The organism is Candidatus Microbacterium colombiense, from assembly GCA_029203165.1.
GTDB lineage: Bacteria > Actinomycetota > Actinomycetes > Actinomycetales > Microbacteriaceae > Microbacterium > Microbacterium colombiense.
In genome coordinates this window covers 2,985,180-2,998,879 of record CP119308.1, presented here as the reverse complement: position 1 = coordinate 2,998,879, position 13,700 = coordinate 2,985,180, and the positions used below count along the sequence as shown (strand labels likewise).

Below are 13,700 nucleotides of genomic sequence, written 5' to 3'. Positions count from 1 at the left end.
AGGGCACCGGTGGGATCCGCGTGTCGAAGGATCCCGACGAGGTCGCTGACTGCGTGTGCACCGATCCTCCTGAGCCGACGGCAGCCGAGCGTGCGGACGAGTTCGCGAAGAGTCTTGGTATCGAGTTGATGCCGTGGCAGCTCGACATCGCGTCACGGATGCTCGCCGGGGAGCGCTTCGTTCTCGTCGGCGGGCGACGTGGCGGCATGGGCACCGTGGAACGCGTCGTCGAGGGGGTGCGTCGTGTCTGATCGTGTCTGCATCCGGGGGTGTCTCCGTCGGGGCGTGCACTACGCGGCGTGCCCTCTGAGCGATGAGAACTATGCCGGCCCGGTGGTCTGCTGGGGGTGCGCGCCGAGGGAGTGCCGTGATGGGTCGCTGATCTGCGACAAGTGCTTCGGTCGGATGCGTGCGCTGCTCGCCGACGGCCCGGATCTCGTCGGGCGGATTCGTTCGCTCGCTGATCCGATGAAGGCGACACCGACGGACAAGGAGCCGGGCGGGGGGAGTGGTTCGGCGGAGGCGCCGGCGCCGGTGGCGGCGGACTACATCGACGCGTTGCAGATGCTGGATCAGATGTGGCGTTGGTGGCATGTGGATATCGCCGACTATTCGAACGATCTCGACACGATCACGTGGCTGTCAGGCATGGTGCTCGATCACTTCCCGGAGGTCGAGGGTGTGCGTGAGGCATGGTCGGTGGCGGATGCGATGGCGAAGTGGGGGCCGGAGCGGCGGACGAGGAACGAGCCCAGCTGGTTCGACCCGGATGCCCTGTTCGATCCGAAGCATGACGCCCCGAGGGATGTCCCGGAGTGGGATGACCCGATTGTCGGGTGGGCGGATGCTGCGAAACTCGCGGGCAGCGACTCGACGTTGCGTCGGTGGATCAAGAAGGGCGAGATCCAGGTTGCGGGAGTGTTCGTGATCGCTGGTGTGCAGGTGCGTCAGTTCCGGGCGAAGGATCTGATCGCGACGCGCGAACGTCTGGCAGAGAAGCGCAACGCGGTGCTGGTGCAGAATGCGCCCGCACAGGACGAAGGGGAGAGGTCATGACCGACAACGAGAAGCTGATCGAGGAAGCACGTTCATACCCCCCTGTCGCTCAGTGGGATGAACAGGGGGAAGCCGATGCGCTCATCCGTCGCCTGGCCGATGCCCTCGAAGCCACCGATGGAGAGTTCTCTGCATTCCAGCAGATCGCCGGAGTCATCTACCGAGATAAGGCGGCCGAGAAGGCTCTCACCCCTACCGACGACGAGCGGGAATTGCTCGACACCGCCAACACGTTCCGAGAGCAAATCGAGTCTGATCCCACGCCAGGAAGCCTGCTCGGCTTGTGGCTCCGAACCGCGACAGCACTCGATGCCCGCGTATCGCGTTCCGCAGTACCTGAGCCGAGCGCTGACGATGGACTCGCTGAGGAGATGCGGTGCCAGGGGTGCGGTGCTCGCAACCCGGTCTGGTGGGCAGCTAACGGCGCGTGGAACATCGCGGTCGGTGGGGATGCCTCTCGGGAGGCTGGCGGAATGCTCTGCCCGACGTGCTTCCACCGTCTCTGGTTGGCCGCTACGGGCGCGGAGCCACAGGGCGAACCGTACATCCCCGAGCCGATGATCCGCGCCGCTCTGCGTGCTGCATCCTCCGTCACCGGGCAGCGGATCGGGTGCAACCTCTGCGGTGAAGCACTGCCAGATGGTGAGCCCCATCTGTGTATATCCGTCACCGAGCAGGGAGAGAACCGATGAGCATGACACACACGAAGACCGCTGAGACAACGTTCGACATCGACTGCCTCGAAGGGATCTGTTCCCACGAGGGGAAGTGCCCGAGTCTCATGCTCGACATCTGCAAGGAGTGCTCTGACCGGAACTGGGATGAGCACGAGGGTGGCGTCGTCCTCTGGGTCGGACATCTCACTGATGGGGAAGACGCCTGCCTCGATGAGTTTGACCAGCCCGCCACCCCACCCGAGAACCGAGAGGAACAGAACCGCCATGAGTGAGCTTCGAATCATCCGGGACGAGTCACCGGCGCTTTCGGACGACGAACTGCACGCGCGCGGCAACGAGCTCGTCACCGAGGCTCGCACCGCCGCTATCGATGCTGTCCGGCAGTCGATGATCTCCGAGTTCCTCGCGCGCGGCCTCAGCTTACAGAAGAGCGATCTCCGCCGATGGCGGGAACGCGCGAAGACAGCGCGCGAGGCGTGGGCGAAGGTCGAAGCGCTGACTGACGAGCTGATTCGCGAGATCGAGAAGAACCAGGACGCGGCCCTCGTCGGCAAGCGGATGACCGTCGTACCGGACGGATCAGGCCGCCCCGGGCACTACATGACCGCGTGGGTCGATGACCCCGATCAGGAAGGGCAGGTAGATCGATGAGCGAGTACACACCGTCCACCGGAGAGGTTCGAAGGCGATACGCGTACGCGCGGTCGGCGGGCCACAAGAACCAGAGCGCGGTGGCCGAGTTCGACCGCTGGCTAGCTGCTCATGATGCCGAGGTGCTCCGGGAGGCGGCGACCGAAATGGACGCGACCACCGGGAGCTTCAACCCGGCGAACCCGAACGAACTGGCGTACATCAACTGCACTCGGATCGACGCGCAGGAGCTGCGGCATCGCGCGGACCGCATCGAGAGGAACGCGCAGTCACGGGTACCGGTGAAGCAGGAGAGGACGGAGCGGTGACCGATCAGATCTCGCGGGACTCGATCTCCACGATCCGCCGCTCCAGGTTCTCCACTGTGCCTGCGATCAAGCCGATCATGCCGAGGACATCAGTTCCACCGTTGGCGATCGCAGCTTTCATCCCTTCGAGCAGCGCGGCCGTCTGCACGAGTCCCTCAACCTTGAGGTTCCCGATCTGCCGGTCGAGGCCGGCCATGACTGTTTCGTACGCGTCCATGGTTCGCATGCTAGCCAATGGCTGGCGATGTCGGGAGAGAACTCGGCGAACGACTCGAGCACCAGCAGATGGTGATCCCTGGAGCAGAGTGACGACGGGTGTGAGCGTTTCGCTACCGTGTGACGACGGATAGGTGTTAAGCTGTGCTTGCACTTGAACTGTCCCCGAAGCCCTGCCGATCTGGCGGGGCTTTCGTGGTTCTTGGGCATCCGGCGTCCCCAACGTCGGGCTCTCGCCCCGCCACCACACGCTCACATCCCTCTGCAGAGCGACCGCCGCCGCCATGACCTCGCGCAGCCCGCATGAAGCCGGGAGCGCAGAGCGAGCCGCATAAGGGCTGGCCGCATGATGCGCACCTCGAGCGGTGATGGGCGGCGGGGCGCAGTCTTCCGGCATGCCTTCGCCGTGGCGCACATACCCCGCGCACGGGCTGAGCACGCCGGTCATCGTGACGATCGGAGGTCTGGCCGTGAGCACAGCAGCCAGGAAGGCACGTAAGCGTGCCGGCGTCCGTGTCGTGAAGCCCCGCAAGCAGCCGACTCGCCCTCATGGTGTCTCGAAGGGATTCGGGCTCGTGTCACGCCAGGAGCTGCACGCGGCCCTCGTCATTCGCGGTCTGCTGTGAGTAGCAAGAGCATACGTGACGGGAAGGGTCATCGCGCCTACCGTCGCCAGCAGGCCGCCTTGAAGCGCCGCACACGCGCGCATAACCTCCCCTGCGGTCACGGTTCCCCTTCGGGGTGGGGCTGTGGGGAGAGCATCGACACGACGTTGCCGGACACGCACCGCATGTCGTTCACCGCTGACCACGACGACGCGCTCGACAACGGCGGCGCCCTGGTCGGCCAGGTCCTGGTCCCGATGCACCGCTCGTGCAACAGCCGCAAGTCGAACCACGCAGCGACCGAGATATGGTCCGCGTCCTGACCAGAGGAGACACCATGGCCCGCGAGGTAGGCACGAGCACCACGACGACCGTCCGCCTCCTCGTGGCTGTCGGCTATTCGATGAAGCCGGTCGAGCTGGCGACTGTCGAGATCCCCCTCGTCGCGGTGGGCGACGGTCGGCTGCCCGATGGCTCGGCTGGTGTGCTCATCCGCATGGGTAAGCGGGGTCTTCGCCGGGAGCTGAGGCGCGCGCTCCGCAAGGCCGCACGCGCGCTCTGATCATCATGCAGGACATCGAACGTCATCCGCACACGTAGAGGCCCGCACAGGCAAGCCTCGCGCCATTCACCCCACGCCGGGTCGACTCATGGATCGTCAAAAAATCCCGAGTCGGCCCGGGGCTGCCAGCCTCCCGCGCGGTCTTGGCGGCTCTCTCCGCAGGTAAAAACGGCGCATGGGGGAATTCGGAGGAGGGGGAGTGCGATGGGACGCCCCAAAGCCCCCTGCGGCAGCGATGCAGCCTACCGACGACACCTCCGCGAGGGCGTCGAGGTCGACGAGGCGTGCCGCCGCGCTCACACCGAGGCCGGGCGGAAGTCGTCAGCTCGCACGAAGCCGCGCGCAGCCGCGCAGCCCGCGTTCACGCCGACTCCCGAAGCTCCGCAGGGTGACGATGCCGAGCACCCGGACGACATGAAGCTGATCGTCGACACGCTCCGCACCGTGTTCAAGACCGTCGCTGAGAAGGATCCGACCCGCATCGCTCCCATCGCTCGCGTCTTCCAGACCGCCGTCGAAGCGACTCGCGGCCCGGTGGAAGCGCCGAAGGAGCCGACTCTTGCCGACCAACTCGCTCAAGCCCGCGCAGCTAGGGCTGCAAGAGCCGCGAGTAAGAGCGCTCCCGCTCAGCCGGACTGACACGCTCGTCGACGATGTCCTCGACATCTGCGACCTCGCCTCGATCGAGTGTGACCCGTGGCAGGAGGGTGCGCTCGAAGCGATCGCCTCCGTCGACGACGACGGCCAGTGGGCGGCGACCGAGTTCGGGATCCTCGTCTCACGCCAGCAGGGCAAGGGAAACATCCTCCTCCCGTACGAGCTGGCTCACCTGTACCTGTGGCCCCGGGAGGATGGCGCGCCGAAGCTCATCGGCCACACCGCGCACGAGGGGCCGACCGCCCGCGAGGCGTTCCGCCGCGCACGCCGCATCATCCTCGCCTCCCCGACGCTCCGTGCCGAGCTTGTCGGCGGCGGCAAGCAGACTGCGCAGGGCATCACCGGAATCTCCACCGGCAACGGCAACATGGCGATCGAGCTGAAGAACGGCAACCGCCTCGTGTTCTTTACCCGCACCGGTGCCGCCGGTGTCGGCGTCTCTTTCGACGTGCTCATCATCGACGAGGCGCAGCACTCGCCCCTGACCATCCTCGAGGCGCTGCTGCCCGCCTCGGATGCGAGCCCGAACTTGCAGGTGCTGTTCACCGGCACCGTGCCGAAAGAGGATCAGGACGGCGAGTACTTCGAAGGCCTCCGCGATCGCGGACGCTCGGGCGGCATGGATCGCACCGGGTGGATCGAACACACCCCGGTCGGGTCCGATGATCCGGACACCGCGGCGCTGATCGATCTCGGCGACCCGCAGGTGTGGCGCGAGGGTAACCCTGGCCTCGGCATCCGGCTCGCGTGGAAGACCGTCGAGGACGCCTGGGATCGCATGGGGCAGACGAACCCGGATGCGTTCGCTCGTCAACGTCTCTCGATCTGGCCGGCACGCAAGGTGGCGGCTGCGACGAAGCTCTCCGAACTCGACCTCGAGGTGTGGAACCGCCACGCCGACGAAGGGGCCGCGGTCGTTGGCGATGGTGTCGTGCTCACGCTCGCGCTCGGCCGTGGCGGCGGCTACGGCACCATCGGCGCCGCGGTGCGCGTCGACTCCGAATCGATCGCGGTCGAGCACCTCCACACCGAAGGTGGCACTCGCTGGATCGCGCCGATGCTCAAAGAGCTGAAGGCGAAGCACGGCAACGCGCTGGTCGTTCTCGATGCGAAGAACGCGGCCGCCGTGCTCTCGTCTCTGGACCGCGCCGGGGTGAAGTACCTCGCGATGAACCTCGACGAGCTCGCCGCCGCTCACACGCTGTTCATCGAACACGTGAACGCAGGGCTCGTCCCACACCGTCCGCAGGACGAGGTGACGAAGTCGCTGCAGTTCGCGACGACGCGCAACATCGGCCGTGCCGGGGTCACCTGGGAACAGTCCGATCCGACGAAACCCGTATCGATGGTGCAGGCCATCACGTGGGCGCTGTGGGGTGTCCTCAAATCTGAGGCCTCGCCGAAGAAACGCACACCGCCGCCCCCGAAGGCCGCGGTGCTCACCCGCGACGCCGTCGCCGGGAACGACTTGGATCTCGCCACGGCGCGGTTCTGATGGAGGAGGTCCACATTGGCTGAGACCGGATACCAGGTGGAGTCGACTCTTCCGGGTTGGATGAACTGGGTCGCGGAGACGAACGAAGAGAACCCTGACCTGCAGTGGCCGAAATCGATCAACGTGTTCGACCGGATGCGTCGGGAAGATCCGCAGGTCAAGTCGGTGCTCCGCGCTGTCACTCTGCCGATCATGCGCACCGAGTGGGCGCTCGATGGCACCGGATGCCGCCCCGAGGTCGTCGCTCACATTGCTGCGGATCTCGGCCTGCCGATCAAGGGCCAGCCGCCCACGGCGCCGCTGCGCACGAAGGGCCGGTTCTCGTTCAAGGAGTTCCTCCGCCTCGCGCTGCTTTCGCTGGTCTACGGGCACTCGTACTTCGAGCAGGTCTATGACCAGTCCACCGGTGCCACGCACCTCGCGAAGCTCGCCTGGCGTCCGCCGCGCACAATCACGAACATCGAAGTCGCCCGCGACGGCGGCCTCGTCGCGATCGAGCAGGGCGGGCTCATGGGGAGCGGCAAAGTCCGCATCGAGGTCGACGATCTCGTCGCGTTCGTTCACGAGCGCGAGGGTGCGAACTGGCTCGGCGAGTCACTCCTCCGTTCGGCGTACAAGATGTGGATCCTCAAGGACCGCGTCCTCCGCATCCAGGCGCTGACCGCCGAGCGCAACGGACTCGGCATGCCGGTCTTCACCGTCGGTGAGCCCCCCGAGGGCGAGTTCGACGAGATGGTGGAATGGCTGGACGCGGAGATCAAGCGTGGCCTCGAGATCGTGAAACAGGCACGCGCCGGAGAAGCCGCCGGCGTCTCGCTCTCCAAGGGGTCCACCTTCCAGTTTGTCGGCGTCAGCGGCAAGCTGCCGGATACCGACAAGCCGATCCGGTACTACGACGAGCAGATCGCTCGCGCCGTCCTCGCCCACTTCCTGAACCTCGGAACCGAGACCGGCTCTTGGGCGCTCGGGTCGACGTTCGCGAACTTCTTCACCGACTCGCTCAACGCCGTCGCGCAGAACATGGCAGACGTCATCCAGCAGCACGTCATCGAAGACCTCGTCGACCTCAACTGGGGAACCGATGAGCCCGCTCCGCGTCTCGTGCCAGCGGCGATCGGTGAGCAGCAGCAGATCACCGCGGAGGCCATCAAGGTCCTCATCGAGAGCGGCGCGGTCACCGTCGACGACGGACTGCGCGCGTACGTGCGCGACAAGTTCGGACTCCCCGTCGAGGATCTGCTCCCCGCCATCGAGGACGACGAGGCATCCCGCGAACTGGCCCGATTCGTCGCAGAGGTCGTGCAGAAGATCTATCTCGGCACCGACAAACCCGTGCTGCGGCAGGACGAAGCACGCGACATCATCCGGCGCGCTGGCGCCGACATCACCGGCGACGGACCCGACGTGAGTCGGATGCCGTCGACACCAGCCGAGGAGGCAGCATGACCGAGCAGCGCACCGGCCGAAACCGGTACTGGGGCAAGCTCACCCCACCGAAGTCGAAGGCTGAGTTCTTCGACGCGATCACGGTGCCGGCGCCGTCTGGCGAAGGCAACGTCGCGACGATCCGCTTGTATGGTCCGATCGACAGCTACGGCGGATGGTGGGGCATCAGCGCGAGCGACGTCAGCGACGTACTCGACTCGCTCCCCGACTCAGTCACGCAGATCATCCTCCGCATCAACTCACCCGGTGGCGAGGTGTTCGAGGCGATGTCGATCCTGAACATGCTCCGCGCGCACAAGGCCTCGGTGCTCGGAGTCGTCGACGGTCTCGCCGCATCCGCCGGATCCGTCATCGCTGTCGGATGCGATGAGACGGTCATGTCGCCCGGGACGACGATGATGATCCACTCGCCATCGTCGATCGCGTGGGGCAACGCCGCCGAGATGCGGAAGACGGCCGAGATCCTCGACGGCATCGAAGAGTCGATCATCTCGATCTACCGCGATAAGGCCGGCGAGTCCGCATGGGGTGAGCTCCTCTCCGCTGAGACCTGGTACACCGCGCAGCAGGCGGTCGAGACCGGCCTCGCAGATCGTGTCGGCGTCGTGAAGGACGCCGGTGAAACGTCCACGGCGGGAGCCGAAGAGGAAGACCCCCTGATCGTCGTCGTGCCGCTCGACGGCGACGACGTCGAGGACATGTACCAGGCAGCTCGAGCACATCTCGGTCTGCGCCCGATCGGCGCTTCGGCGCCCCCAAGACTCCCGGTCTCAACCGAGCCGGGTGCCACGAATGAGAAGGAGGCGCTCACGATGAGCGACACCATCAAGGCTGGCCTTCGCGAGCGGCTCGGTATCACCGACGCCGAACTCTCCGACGAGCAGTATCTCGCTGCGGTCGACGAGGCGCTCACGGAGCAGGCCAACACCACGGCGGCACCCGCTGCCACCATCCCCGCCGGAACGCAGCTCGTCGAGAACAACGTGCTCTCGCAGATGCAGGCCGATGCTGCCGCAGGCCGTGAGGCCCGCGATCAGCAGATCAGCGATCGCCGCGACGGAATCATCGCGAACGCGATGAAGACCGGTCGCATCAGCTCGGCGTCCGCGCCGGACTTCCGAACGATGCTCGACGTCGACGAGACGGCCGCCGCCAAGGTGATCGGCTCGCTCGCACCGAACGCCATCCACGTCGAGGAGGTCGGCCACTCCGACACCCTCACCAGCGCTGACGACTCGCTTTACGGGTCGATCTTCCCGACCGCGAAGGAGGCCTGAGATGGCCGTCAAGAGCTACCTGCCCCTGTTCCGTCCCGGTGACACGGTCACCTTCGGCGTCACGACCGCGGTCACCGCAGGTCAGGCCGTCGAGGTCAGCGCCACCGCCGACATGTCGGTCGCCCCCGCGGCCGCCGCGTCCGCAAAGTACGTCGGCGTCGCCGGCCACGACGCGGCCGTCGGCGACAAGCTGACCGTCGAGGTCGGCAAGCCCATTCACGAGCTGAAGGCCGTCGGTGCGATCACCCGCGGCCAGAAGCTCGAGGCAGCCGCAGCAGGAGGCGTGCGCACGCTCGCCTCCGGTGCAGCGATCTTCCTCGCCCTCTCGTCCGCCGTCGATGGTGCGCTCGTGCGCGCCGTCCAGCTCTAAGAAAGGAGAGCACGATGCAGACCTATCCGCTCACCCCGAGCCAGCTCGCCAACGTCTCGGCTGCCGACCTCGTCGCGTTCCTCAAGAACCCGACGCTTGTCGCCCGTCGCTTCGCGGAGATTCTGCAGGCACAGCAGTTCCTTGGACTGTTCCTGCTGCAGAAGCGCTTCACCATCACGGGCGGCGCCATCGGCGTCCCCATCAACGAGGTCATCCGCGCGGTGCGTGGTGCCGAGATCATCGCGCCGGGTAGTGAGTACAAGCTCACGCCGATGTCGGCCGAGGAGTACGAGTTCTACTCCACGATGAAGGAGGGCCTCGCAACTGAGGTCACCGACGAGCAGGTCGGTCGCCTCCTGCGTTCGCCGATCGACGACGCGTTCACTTTCCTGCAGACCGAGCTCGTGTTCTCGGCGAACGATGCCGCCCTCGGCGCCATCGCCTCGTCGGTCACGAACACGGTCGCTGCTGGTGCCACGTGGACCACGGCCAAGCAGGTCTACAAGGACGCGCTCCGTGTGAAGGCTCTCGTCCGCAAGCAGAAGCTCGGGTACGCGATCGACACGGTCGTGCTCCCCGGCGAGCTGTATGCCGAGGTGATTCCCGAACTGCTCGACATCCTGCCCAAGGACAGCGGGCAGGCGCTGACGGACGAGTTCCCGACGATCGCCGGACTCACCTGGCTGCCGGACGACGGAGACGACATCCCGGACCCGCTGTTCCTGGACCGCCGCCGCCTGGGCGGCATCGCTCGCGAGCAGATCCCGACGCCCGAGATGGTCCACATCGGTGGCGACACCGGCGTGGAGATCGCCGCGATCCGCGAGCCCATGGCGGAGAAGACCCGCCTGCAGGCCCGCAACGTGCACGTGCCGATCGTGACCGACCCGCTGGCCGCGTACTACGTGACCGGAACGGAGGCGTGAGATGAGCACCCAGCACATCGCAACCGCCGGCTTCGTGAAGGTTTCCATCGGTTCGCCGTCCGGAAACCGCGTCGCCCAGCTGATCCAGCGGGGCGGCGTCATTCCCGGCGGCGTCGACGAGGAGCAGCTCGATCGCCTCGTCGGTCGTGGCCTCGTCGAGGCCATCGACGTCGAAGAGGTCGAGGAGGAAGAGGAACTCGACGAGGGCGTCTACAAGGGCGTCAGCGTGAAGGACCTCAAGGCGGATCTTGCGGGACGCAACGAAGGCCGCGAGGGTGACGCCGTCATCACACCGGTCGAGCCGGGCCACCGCCCGCAGATCATCGCCGCACTCCTCGCGGACGACAGCAAGTAAGAGACAGGGGGCGATGATCATGACGATCACACACGATGAGATCGGTACTGACGAGGACCTCGCACGCGAGGTGCTCGTCATCGCTCGCGACATCGCCCCCTGCATCTTCGCCTTCGCGGCGGAGAGCGATGACCGAGAGAACGCGCTCGCGATCCTTCGCCGCGTCTACAAGCACATCTTTGGACGCGGCGAAACGTACGTGAAGTCGCAACGTGTCGGGTCGGCCGGCGTTGACTATCGCGACATCGCGTCAGCATTCGACGGGCAACCGAGACGCGCACTCCGCGCCTTGTGCGCGGGTCCGCAGACATCCGGGCACTCCGCCGGTAGCTTCCCCGCCGAGCGGCCGATCGCGCGGCTGTGGCCTGAGAGGTACTGATGCAGTACCTCGACTCATTCACTCGTCAGCGCGCCGAGCGCATCGTTGACCCGTACAATCCGGACGCCGAAGTCGACGACTGGAACGATCCCGACGAGGAACCGCTCGAGGGGTACTTCGAGCTGCAGTCCTCGACCGAGCAAGTCGACGCTGGCCGCGAGCAAGCGATCACGACCCGAACGTTGGTGCTCGCCGACCCGGATGCCGACGTGCGCCGCGGCGACCGCATCAAGCAGGGCGAGAAGGTCTGGACAGTGCAGGGCTTCCCGGACGCGCCACGAAACCCCTTCACCAACTGGCGGCCTGGGCTGTGGGTGCGTCTCATCGAGGGAGTGGGCTGATGGCGAAGAACACCCGCTTCGAGGAGAACCCCCGGTTCTTCGAGACGGTGCTGCGCAAGCCGGGTGTCGAGCGCCTCGTAGACGACATCGGTGACGCCACGCTCACGAACGCGCAGGCCGCCGCGCCCGTCGACACGCAGGCCTACCGCAATGGTCTGCACGTCGAGCACCACGAAAGCCGCTTCCGTCGCACGACCCGCGTGGTCGGGTCCGACGAGAAGACGATGCTGGTCGAGTCCCGGACAGGCAACCTCGCCCGCGCCTTGAAGGGTGCGAAGCGATGAGGGTGCGGCCGCCGAACTACGTCGCCTGGCTGATCGACTACGTCCGCACCGAAGTGCGCGCGGAGTACACCGACGCCGAGGTCGGCAACAAGGAACCGGACGATCTCACGATCCACCGGAAGACCCCGCTGATCATCATCCGCGACGACCCAGGTAGCCGCCGCGACTGGACGACATTCGACCGGTCGGTGGGCGTCACCGTCCTGTGGGGGTCGAAGCAGAACGACAAGCCCGCGATGGATCTCGCGCTGTTCGTCGCCTCGATCGTCTTCGACACGGATCTGCCGCTCGTCGAGGGCTCGCCGATCGCGTCCGTCGAGATGGGCGGATGCAACGGCCCCTACGCCGTGGCTGACCGGCTCGACGTGGCCCGCATGTACCTGACCGCGCAATACGTGGTCGCCGGCTCTTTCTGAGCCACCTGATCCACCAACCGCTTCCGGCACCAGTCGGGGGCTCTCTCACGAACAAGGAGAAGCAGATGACTGCTGATGAGCAGGGAAATGACCTCGGAGCGGTCGGTGTACCGATCACGGGGATGGCTGCGTTCGCGCAGCTGGACGCAGAGAACGTTCTGACGAAGACCGAGCTGTGCGCGAAGCCGCTCGTGCTTCCGCCGGCGTACCGCAAGCTCGGCCTGTACAAGGTCGACGGCGGTCCGGCACCCGGGCGTGAGACCGAGGATCCGATCCTGTTCTTCCAGGTCGGGTACTCGCTCGCTGGCGACGGCACTCGCAGCGTGGTGATCACGCTTGCCGAGCAGAACGCCAACGTGCAGCACCTCATCGAGGGTGCCGAGCCGGACGAGAACGGTGTCATCGAGGTGTCGGCCTCGCTGCCCGACAACCGCTTCATCCTGGTCGTGGTCACGAAGTACCGCGGCGGACTGGAGAAGCGGCAGATCGGCGTGGCGTCCGTCACCGCCGTGGAGCTCGACCAGCAGGAGCGCGGCTCCGTCGAGGGCGCAGCGGTCACGTTCACGTGGGCCGAGCACGACCTGTTCAACGGTGCCCCGTTCTGGCAGTACGGTCCCGCGGTACCCGGCACGCCGCCGGCACCGACCGGTGCCACCGCGGGCACGCCTGGCGCGTTCACGCCTTCCGGCGCGACGGTCCCGGCGAACATCACCGCGCTGCGCGCGCTCGGCGACCTCGGTCAGACGACCGCGTGGACGACCGGGCAGTACATCGTGATCGGCACCGGCCAGGTCTCCTGGGACGGCACCGACTGGAAGACCGGCGCGGCCGCCTGAGCCACGCCCTGAACGACTGGCCGGGGTGCTATCGGGTCATCCCGGCCAGTCCACCACCCGAACCCGACAACCCCGAGAAATGGAGCCATCATGGCCGCCCGCACTACCACCAAGACCGCACCCGAGCCGGTGCCCGAGTATGACTTCGACTCGTGGAACGACGACGCCGAGGCGAAGGCGATCGAATCGCTCAAGCCCGACGTGCGTTACATCATCGTCGAGAAGCGATTCATCGGCCGGTTCGTCGACGGCACGATCGTCGAGATCCCGCTGAGCCTGTCGGTAGATGACATCGACGAACTCGAGGCCGTGTCCGGCAACCCCATCGACCAGCTGAAGCACCTGCTGACGAAGCTCGGCGGCGAGAAGGTCGCCAAGGACTTCACGAGCCACGACCTCGCCGAGACGATGTTCCTCGCGACGAAGTACTTCACCATCCTCCAGCGCATCGCCGGAGCGTCCATCCCGGAATGATCGCCGTCGCCCAGATCATCCGGGACAACCGCCGCGTCATCGCCCGCACACTGCGGGAGGAGGCCGGTGTTGGCCTATCAGATCTGGGCGACGGCTTGTCATGGGGTGAGGCGAAGATCCTCATCGAGGAGTACGCCTCCGACCCCGCAACGCATTACGGGGCCGAGCTCGCCGGGTGGTCATACCCGGCATCCACTCGTGAGCTGATCACTCTCGTCGCCACCATCCGGGACGAGAAGGCCGTGAAGAAGCTCATGCCGTGGGCTCTGCAGACGAAGACCGGCCCGAAGGCCACGCCCGACGAGGTCGCGACGGCTGAAGCTGAGCTGGAAGCGGACATCGTCTTCTCCAGCTGATGAGGGGGTGCGC

Annotated in this window: 24 protein-coding genes; 23 read left to right on the top strand and 1 reads right to left on the bottom strand. The window is 66.4% G+C overall.

The window, feature by feature from the left end:
• Positions 1–20: 20 nt before the first annotated feature.
• The 6 genes from P0Y60_14580 to P0Y60_14555 all read left to right on the top strand — a co-directional run bounded on the left by P0Y60_14580 (position 21) and on the right by P0Y60_14555 (position 2,692).
• Complete coding sequence (locus tag P0Y60_14580) at positions 21–251, top strand: hypothetical protein (protein WEK60524.1); 231 nt, start codon at positions 21–23, stop codon at positions 249–251.
• A gap of 154 nt (positions 252–405) precedes the next feature.
• Positions 406–1,056 (top strand): hypothetical protein, encoded by a 651-nt coding sequence (locus P0Y60_14575; GenBank protein WEK60523.1) that lies wholly within the window; start codon positions 406–408, stop codon positions 1,054–1,056.
• Positions 1,053–1,748 carry a hypothetical protein gene (locus tag P0Y60_14570; GenBank protein WEK60522.1) on the top strand — a complete coding sequence of 232 codons (696 nt, stop codon included), beginning with the start codon at positions 1,053–1,055 and terminating at the stop codon, positions 1,746–1,748. Before P0Y60_14575 ends, P0Y60_14570 begins: the two co-directional genes overlap by 4 nt.
• Positions 1,749–1,750: 2 nt before the next feature.
• A complete protein-coding gene (locus P0Y60_14565) occupies positions 1,751–2,005 on the top strand; it encodes a hypothetical protein (protein WEK60521.1) in 255 nt (84 codons plus the stop codon).
• Positions 1,998–2,384 carry a hypothetical protein gene (locus P0Y60_14560; protein ID WEK60520.1) on the top strand — a complete coding sequence of 129 codons (387 nt, stop codon included), beginning with the start codon at positions 1,998–2,000 and terminating at the stop codon, positions 2,382–2,384. Before P0Y60_14565 ends, P0Y60_14560 begins: the two co-directional genes overlap by 8 nt.
• A complete protein-coding gene (locus tag P0Y60_14555; GenBank protein ID WEK60519.1) occupies positions 2,381–2,692 on the top strand; it encodes a hypothetical protein in 312 nt (103 codons plus the stop codon). Before P0Y60_14560 ends, P0Y60_14555 begins: the two co-directional genes overlap by 4 nt.
• Before the next feature lie 4 nt (positions 2,693–2,696).
• Here P0Y60_14555 and P0Y60_14550 read toward each other — a convergent pair whose 3' ends face one another.
• On the bottom strand, positions 2,697–2,909 hold the full coding sequence (locus P0Y60_14550; GenBank protein WEK60518.1) for a hypothetical protein: 213 nt from the start codon (positions 2,907–2,909) through the stop codon (positions 2,697–2,699).
• 394 nt (positions 2,910–3,303) lie between these two features.
• Here P0Y60_14550 and P0Y60_14545 point away from each other — a divergent pair, with 394 nt between their 5' ends.
• The 17 genes from P0Y60_14545 (at position 3,304) to P0Y60_14465 (ending at position 13,687) form a co-directional block, all read left to right on the top strand.
• Positions 3,304–3,534 (top strand): hypothetical protein, encoded by a 231-nt coding sequence (locus P0Y60_14545; GenBank protein WEK60517.1) that lies wholly within the window; start codon positions 3,304–3,306, stop codon positions 3,532–3,534.
• A 164-nt stretch (positions 3,535–3,698) separates the two neighbouring features.
• The gene (locus P0Y60_14540; GenBank protein WEK60516.1) at positions 3,699–3,836 is read left to right on the top strand and encodes a hypothetical protein; all 138 of its coding nucleotides are present in this window, start codon (positions 3,699–3,701) and stop codon (positions 3,834–3,836) included.
• A gap of 14 nt (positions 3,837–3,850) precedes the next feature.
• The gene (locus P0Y60_14535; GenBank protein ID WEK60515.1) at positions 3,851–4,075 is read left to right on the top strand and encodes a hypothetical protein; all 225 of its coding nucleotides are present in this window, start codon (positions 3,851–3,853) and stop codon (positions 4,073–4,075) included.
• Positions 4,076–4,279: 204 nt separating this feature from the next.
• The gene (locus P0Y60_14530; protein WEK60514.1) at positions 4,280–4,714 is read left to right on the top strand and encodes a hypothetical protein; all 435 of its coding nucleotides are present in this window, start codon (positions 4,280–4,282) and stop codon (positions 4,712–4,714) included.
• Positions 4,635–6,227 carry a hypothetical protein gene (locus tag P0Y60_14525; protein WEK60513.1) on the top strand — a complete coding sequence of 531 codons (1,593 nt, stop codon included), beginning with the start codon at positions 4,635–4,637 and terminating at the stop codon, positions 6,225–6,227. Before P0Y60_14530 ends, P0Y60_14525 begins: the two co-directional genes overlap by 80 nt.
• 15 nt (positions 6,228–6,242) lie before the next feature.
• Positions 6,243–7,673: a hypothetical protein gene (locus P0Y60_14520; protein WEK60512.1), complete on the top strand. Its 1,431-nt coding sequence runs from the start codon at positions 6,243–6,245 to the stop codon at positions 7,671–7,673.
• Positions 7,670–8,950: a Clp protease ClpP gene (locus tag P0Y60_14515; GenBank protein ID WEK60511.1), complete on the top strand. Its 1,281-nt coding sequence runs from the start codon at positions 7,670–7,672 to the stop codon at positions 8,948–8,950. Before P0Y60_14520 ends, P0Y60_14515 begins: the two co-directional genes overlap by 4 nt.
• A 1-nt stretch (position 8,951) precedes the next feature.
• On the top strand, positions 8,952–9,320 hold the full coding sequence (locus P0Y60_14510; protein ID WEK60510.1) for a DUF2190 family protein: 369 nt from the start codon (positions 8,952–8,954) through the stop codon (positions 9,318–9,320).
• A gap of 14 nt (positions 9,321–9,334) precedes the next feature.
• Positions 9,335–10,246 carry a hypothetical protein gene (locus P0Y60_14505; protein WEK60509.1) on the top strand — a complete coding sequence of 304 codons (912 nt, stop codon included), beginning with the start codon at positions 9,335–9,337 and terminating at the stop codon, positions 10,244–10,246.
• 1 nt (position 10,247) lies between these two features.
• A complete protein-coding gene (locus tag P0Y60_14500; protein ID WEK60508.1) occupies positions 10,248–10,601 on the top strand; it encodes a hypothetical protein in 354 nt (117 codons plus the stop codon).
• Between the two features lie 19 nt (positions 10,602–10,620).
• On the top strand, positions 10,621–10,980 hold the full coding sequence (locus P0Y60_14495; protein WEK60507.1) for a hypothetical protein: 360 nt from the start codon (positions 10,621–10,623) through the stop codon (positions 10,978–10,980).
• Positions 10,980–11,321 (top strand): hypothetical protein, encoded by a 342-nt coding sequence (locus P0Y60_14490; protein WEK60506.1) that lies wholly within the window; start codon positions 10,980–10,982, stop codon positions 11,319–11,321. Before P0Y60_14495 ends, P0Y60_14490 begins: the two co-directional genes overlap by 1 nt.
• Positions 11,321–11,605 carry an HK97 gp10 family phage protein gene (locus P0Y60_14485; protein ID WEK60505.1) on the top strand — a complete coding sequence of 95 codons (285 nt, stop codon included), beginning with the start codon at positions 11,321–11,323 and terminating at the stop codon, positions 11,603–11,605. Before P0Y60_14490 ends, P0Y60_14485 begins: the two co-directional genes overlap by 1 nt.
• Positions 11,602–12,021: a hypothetical protein gene (locus P0Y60_14480; GenBank protein ID WEK60504.1), complete on the top strand. Its 420-nt coding sequence runs from the start codon at positions 11,602–11,604 to the stop codon at positions 12,019–12,021. The genes P0Y60_14485 and P0Y60_14480 overlap by 4 nt, the downstream gene beginning before the upstream one ends.
• Positions 12,022–12,086: 65 nt before the next feature.
• Positions 12,087–12,857: a hypothetical protein gene (locus P0Y60_14475; GenBank protein ID WEK60503.1), complete on the top strand. Its 771-nt coding sequence runs from the start codon at positions 12,087–12,089 to the stop codon at positions 12,855–12,857.
• 90 nt (positions 12,858–12,947) lie between these two features.
• Complete coding sequence (locus P0Y60_14470; protein WEK60502.1) at positions 12,948–13,331, top strand: hypothetical protein; 384 nt, start codon at positions 12,948–12,950, stop codon at positions 13,329–13,331.
• Positions 13,328–13,687, top strand: a complete 360-nt coding sequence (locus P0Y60_14465) for a hypothetical protein (protein ID WEK60501.1) — start codon at positions 13,328–13,330, stop codon at positions 13,685–13,687. Before P0Y60_14470 ends, P0Y60_14465 begins: the two co-directional genes overlap by 4 nt.
• Positions 13,688–13,700 lie beyond the last annotated feature (13 nt).

Bases quoted from the DNA above. Each gene is read 5' to 3' on its own strand.
- P0Y60_14575 (WEK60523.1), top strand. From the start codon at position 406: ATGCGTGCGCTGCTCGCCGACGGCCCGGATCTCGTCGGGCGGATTCGT.
- P0Y60_14570 (WEK60522.1), top strand. From the start codon at position 1,053: ATGACCGACAACGAGAAGCTGATCGAGGAAGCACGTTCATACCCCCCT.
- P0Y60_14565 (WEK60521.1), top strand. From the start codon at position 1,751: ATGACACACACGAAGACCGCTGAGACAACGTTCGACATCGACTGCCTC.
- P0Y60_14560 (WEK60520.1), top strand. From the start codon at position 1,998: ATGAGTGAGCTTCGAATCATCCGGGACGAGTCACCGGCGCTTTCGGAC.
- P0Y60_14555 (WEK60519.1), top strand. From the start codon at position 2,381: ATGAGCGAGTACACACCGTCCACCGGAGAGGTTCGAAGGCGATACGCG.
- P0Y60_14550 (WEK60518.1), bottom strand. From the start codon at position 2,909: ATGGACGCGTACGAAACAGTCATGGCCGGCCTCGACCGGCAGATCGGG.
- P0Y60_14545 (WEK60517.1), top strand. From the start codon at position 3,304: ATGCCTTCGCCGTGGCGCACATACCCCGCGCACGGGCTGAGCACGCCG.
- P0Y60_14540 (WEK60516.1), top strand. From the start codon at position 3,699: ATGTCGTTCACCGCTGACCACGACGACGCGCTCGACAACGGCGGCGCC.
- P0Y60_14535 (WEK60515.1), top strand. From the start codon at position 3,851: ATGGCCCGCGAGGTAGGCACGAGCACCACGACGACCGTCCGCCTCCTC.
- P0Y60_14530 (WEK60514.1), top strand. From the start codon at position 4,280: ATGGGACGCCCCAAAGCCCCCTGCGGCAGCGATGCAGCCTACCGACGA.
- P0Y60_14515 (WEK60511.1), top strand. From the start codon at position 7,670: ATGACCGAGCAGCGCACCGGCCGAAACCGGTACTGGGGCAAGCTCACC.
- P0Y60_14510 (WEK60510.1), top strand. From the start codon at position 8,952: ATGGCCGTCAAGAGCTACCTGCCCCTGTTCCGTCCCGGTGACACGGTC.
- P0Y60_14505 (WEK60509.1), top strand. From the start codon at position 9,335: ATGCAGACCTATCCGCTCACCCCGAGCCAGCTCGCCAACGTCTCGGCT.
- P0Y60_14500 (WEK60508.1), top strand. From the start codon at position 10,248: ATGAGCACCCAGCACATCGCAACCGCCGGCTTCGTGAAGGTTTCCATC.
- P0Y60_14495 (WEK60507.1), top strand. From the start codon at position 10,621: ATGACGATCACACACGATGAGATCGGTACTGACGAGGACCTCGCACGC.
- P0Y60_14490 (WEK60506.1), top strand. From the start codon at position 10,980: ATGCAGTACCTCGACTCATTCACTCGTCAGCGCGCCGAGCGCATCGTT.
- P0Y60_14485 (WEK60505.1), top strand. From the start codon at position 11,321: ATGGCGAAGAACACCCGCTTCGAGGAGAACCCCCGGTTCTTCGAGACG.
- P0Y60_14480 (WEK60504.1), top strand. From the start codon at position 11,602: ATGAGGGTGCGGCCGCCGAACTACGTCGCCTGGCTGATCGACTACGTC.
- P0Y60_14475 (WEK60503.1), top strand. From the start codon at position 12,087: ATGACTGCTGATGAGCAGGGAAATGACCTCGGAGCGGTCGGTGTACCG.
- P0Y60_14470 (WEK60502.1), top strand. From the start codon at position 12,948: ATGGCCGCCCGCACTACCACCAAGACCGCACCCGAGCCGGTGCCCGAG.
- P0Y60_14465 (WEK60501.1), top strand. From the start codon at position 13,328: ATGATCGCCGTCGCCCAGATCATCCGGGACAACCGCCGCGTCATCGCC.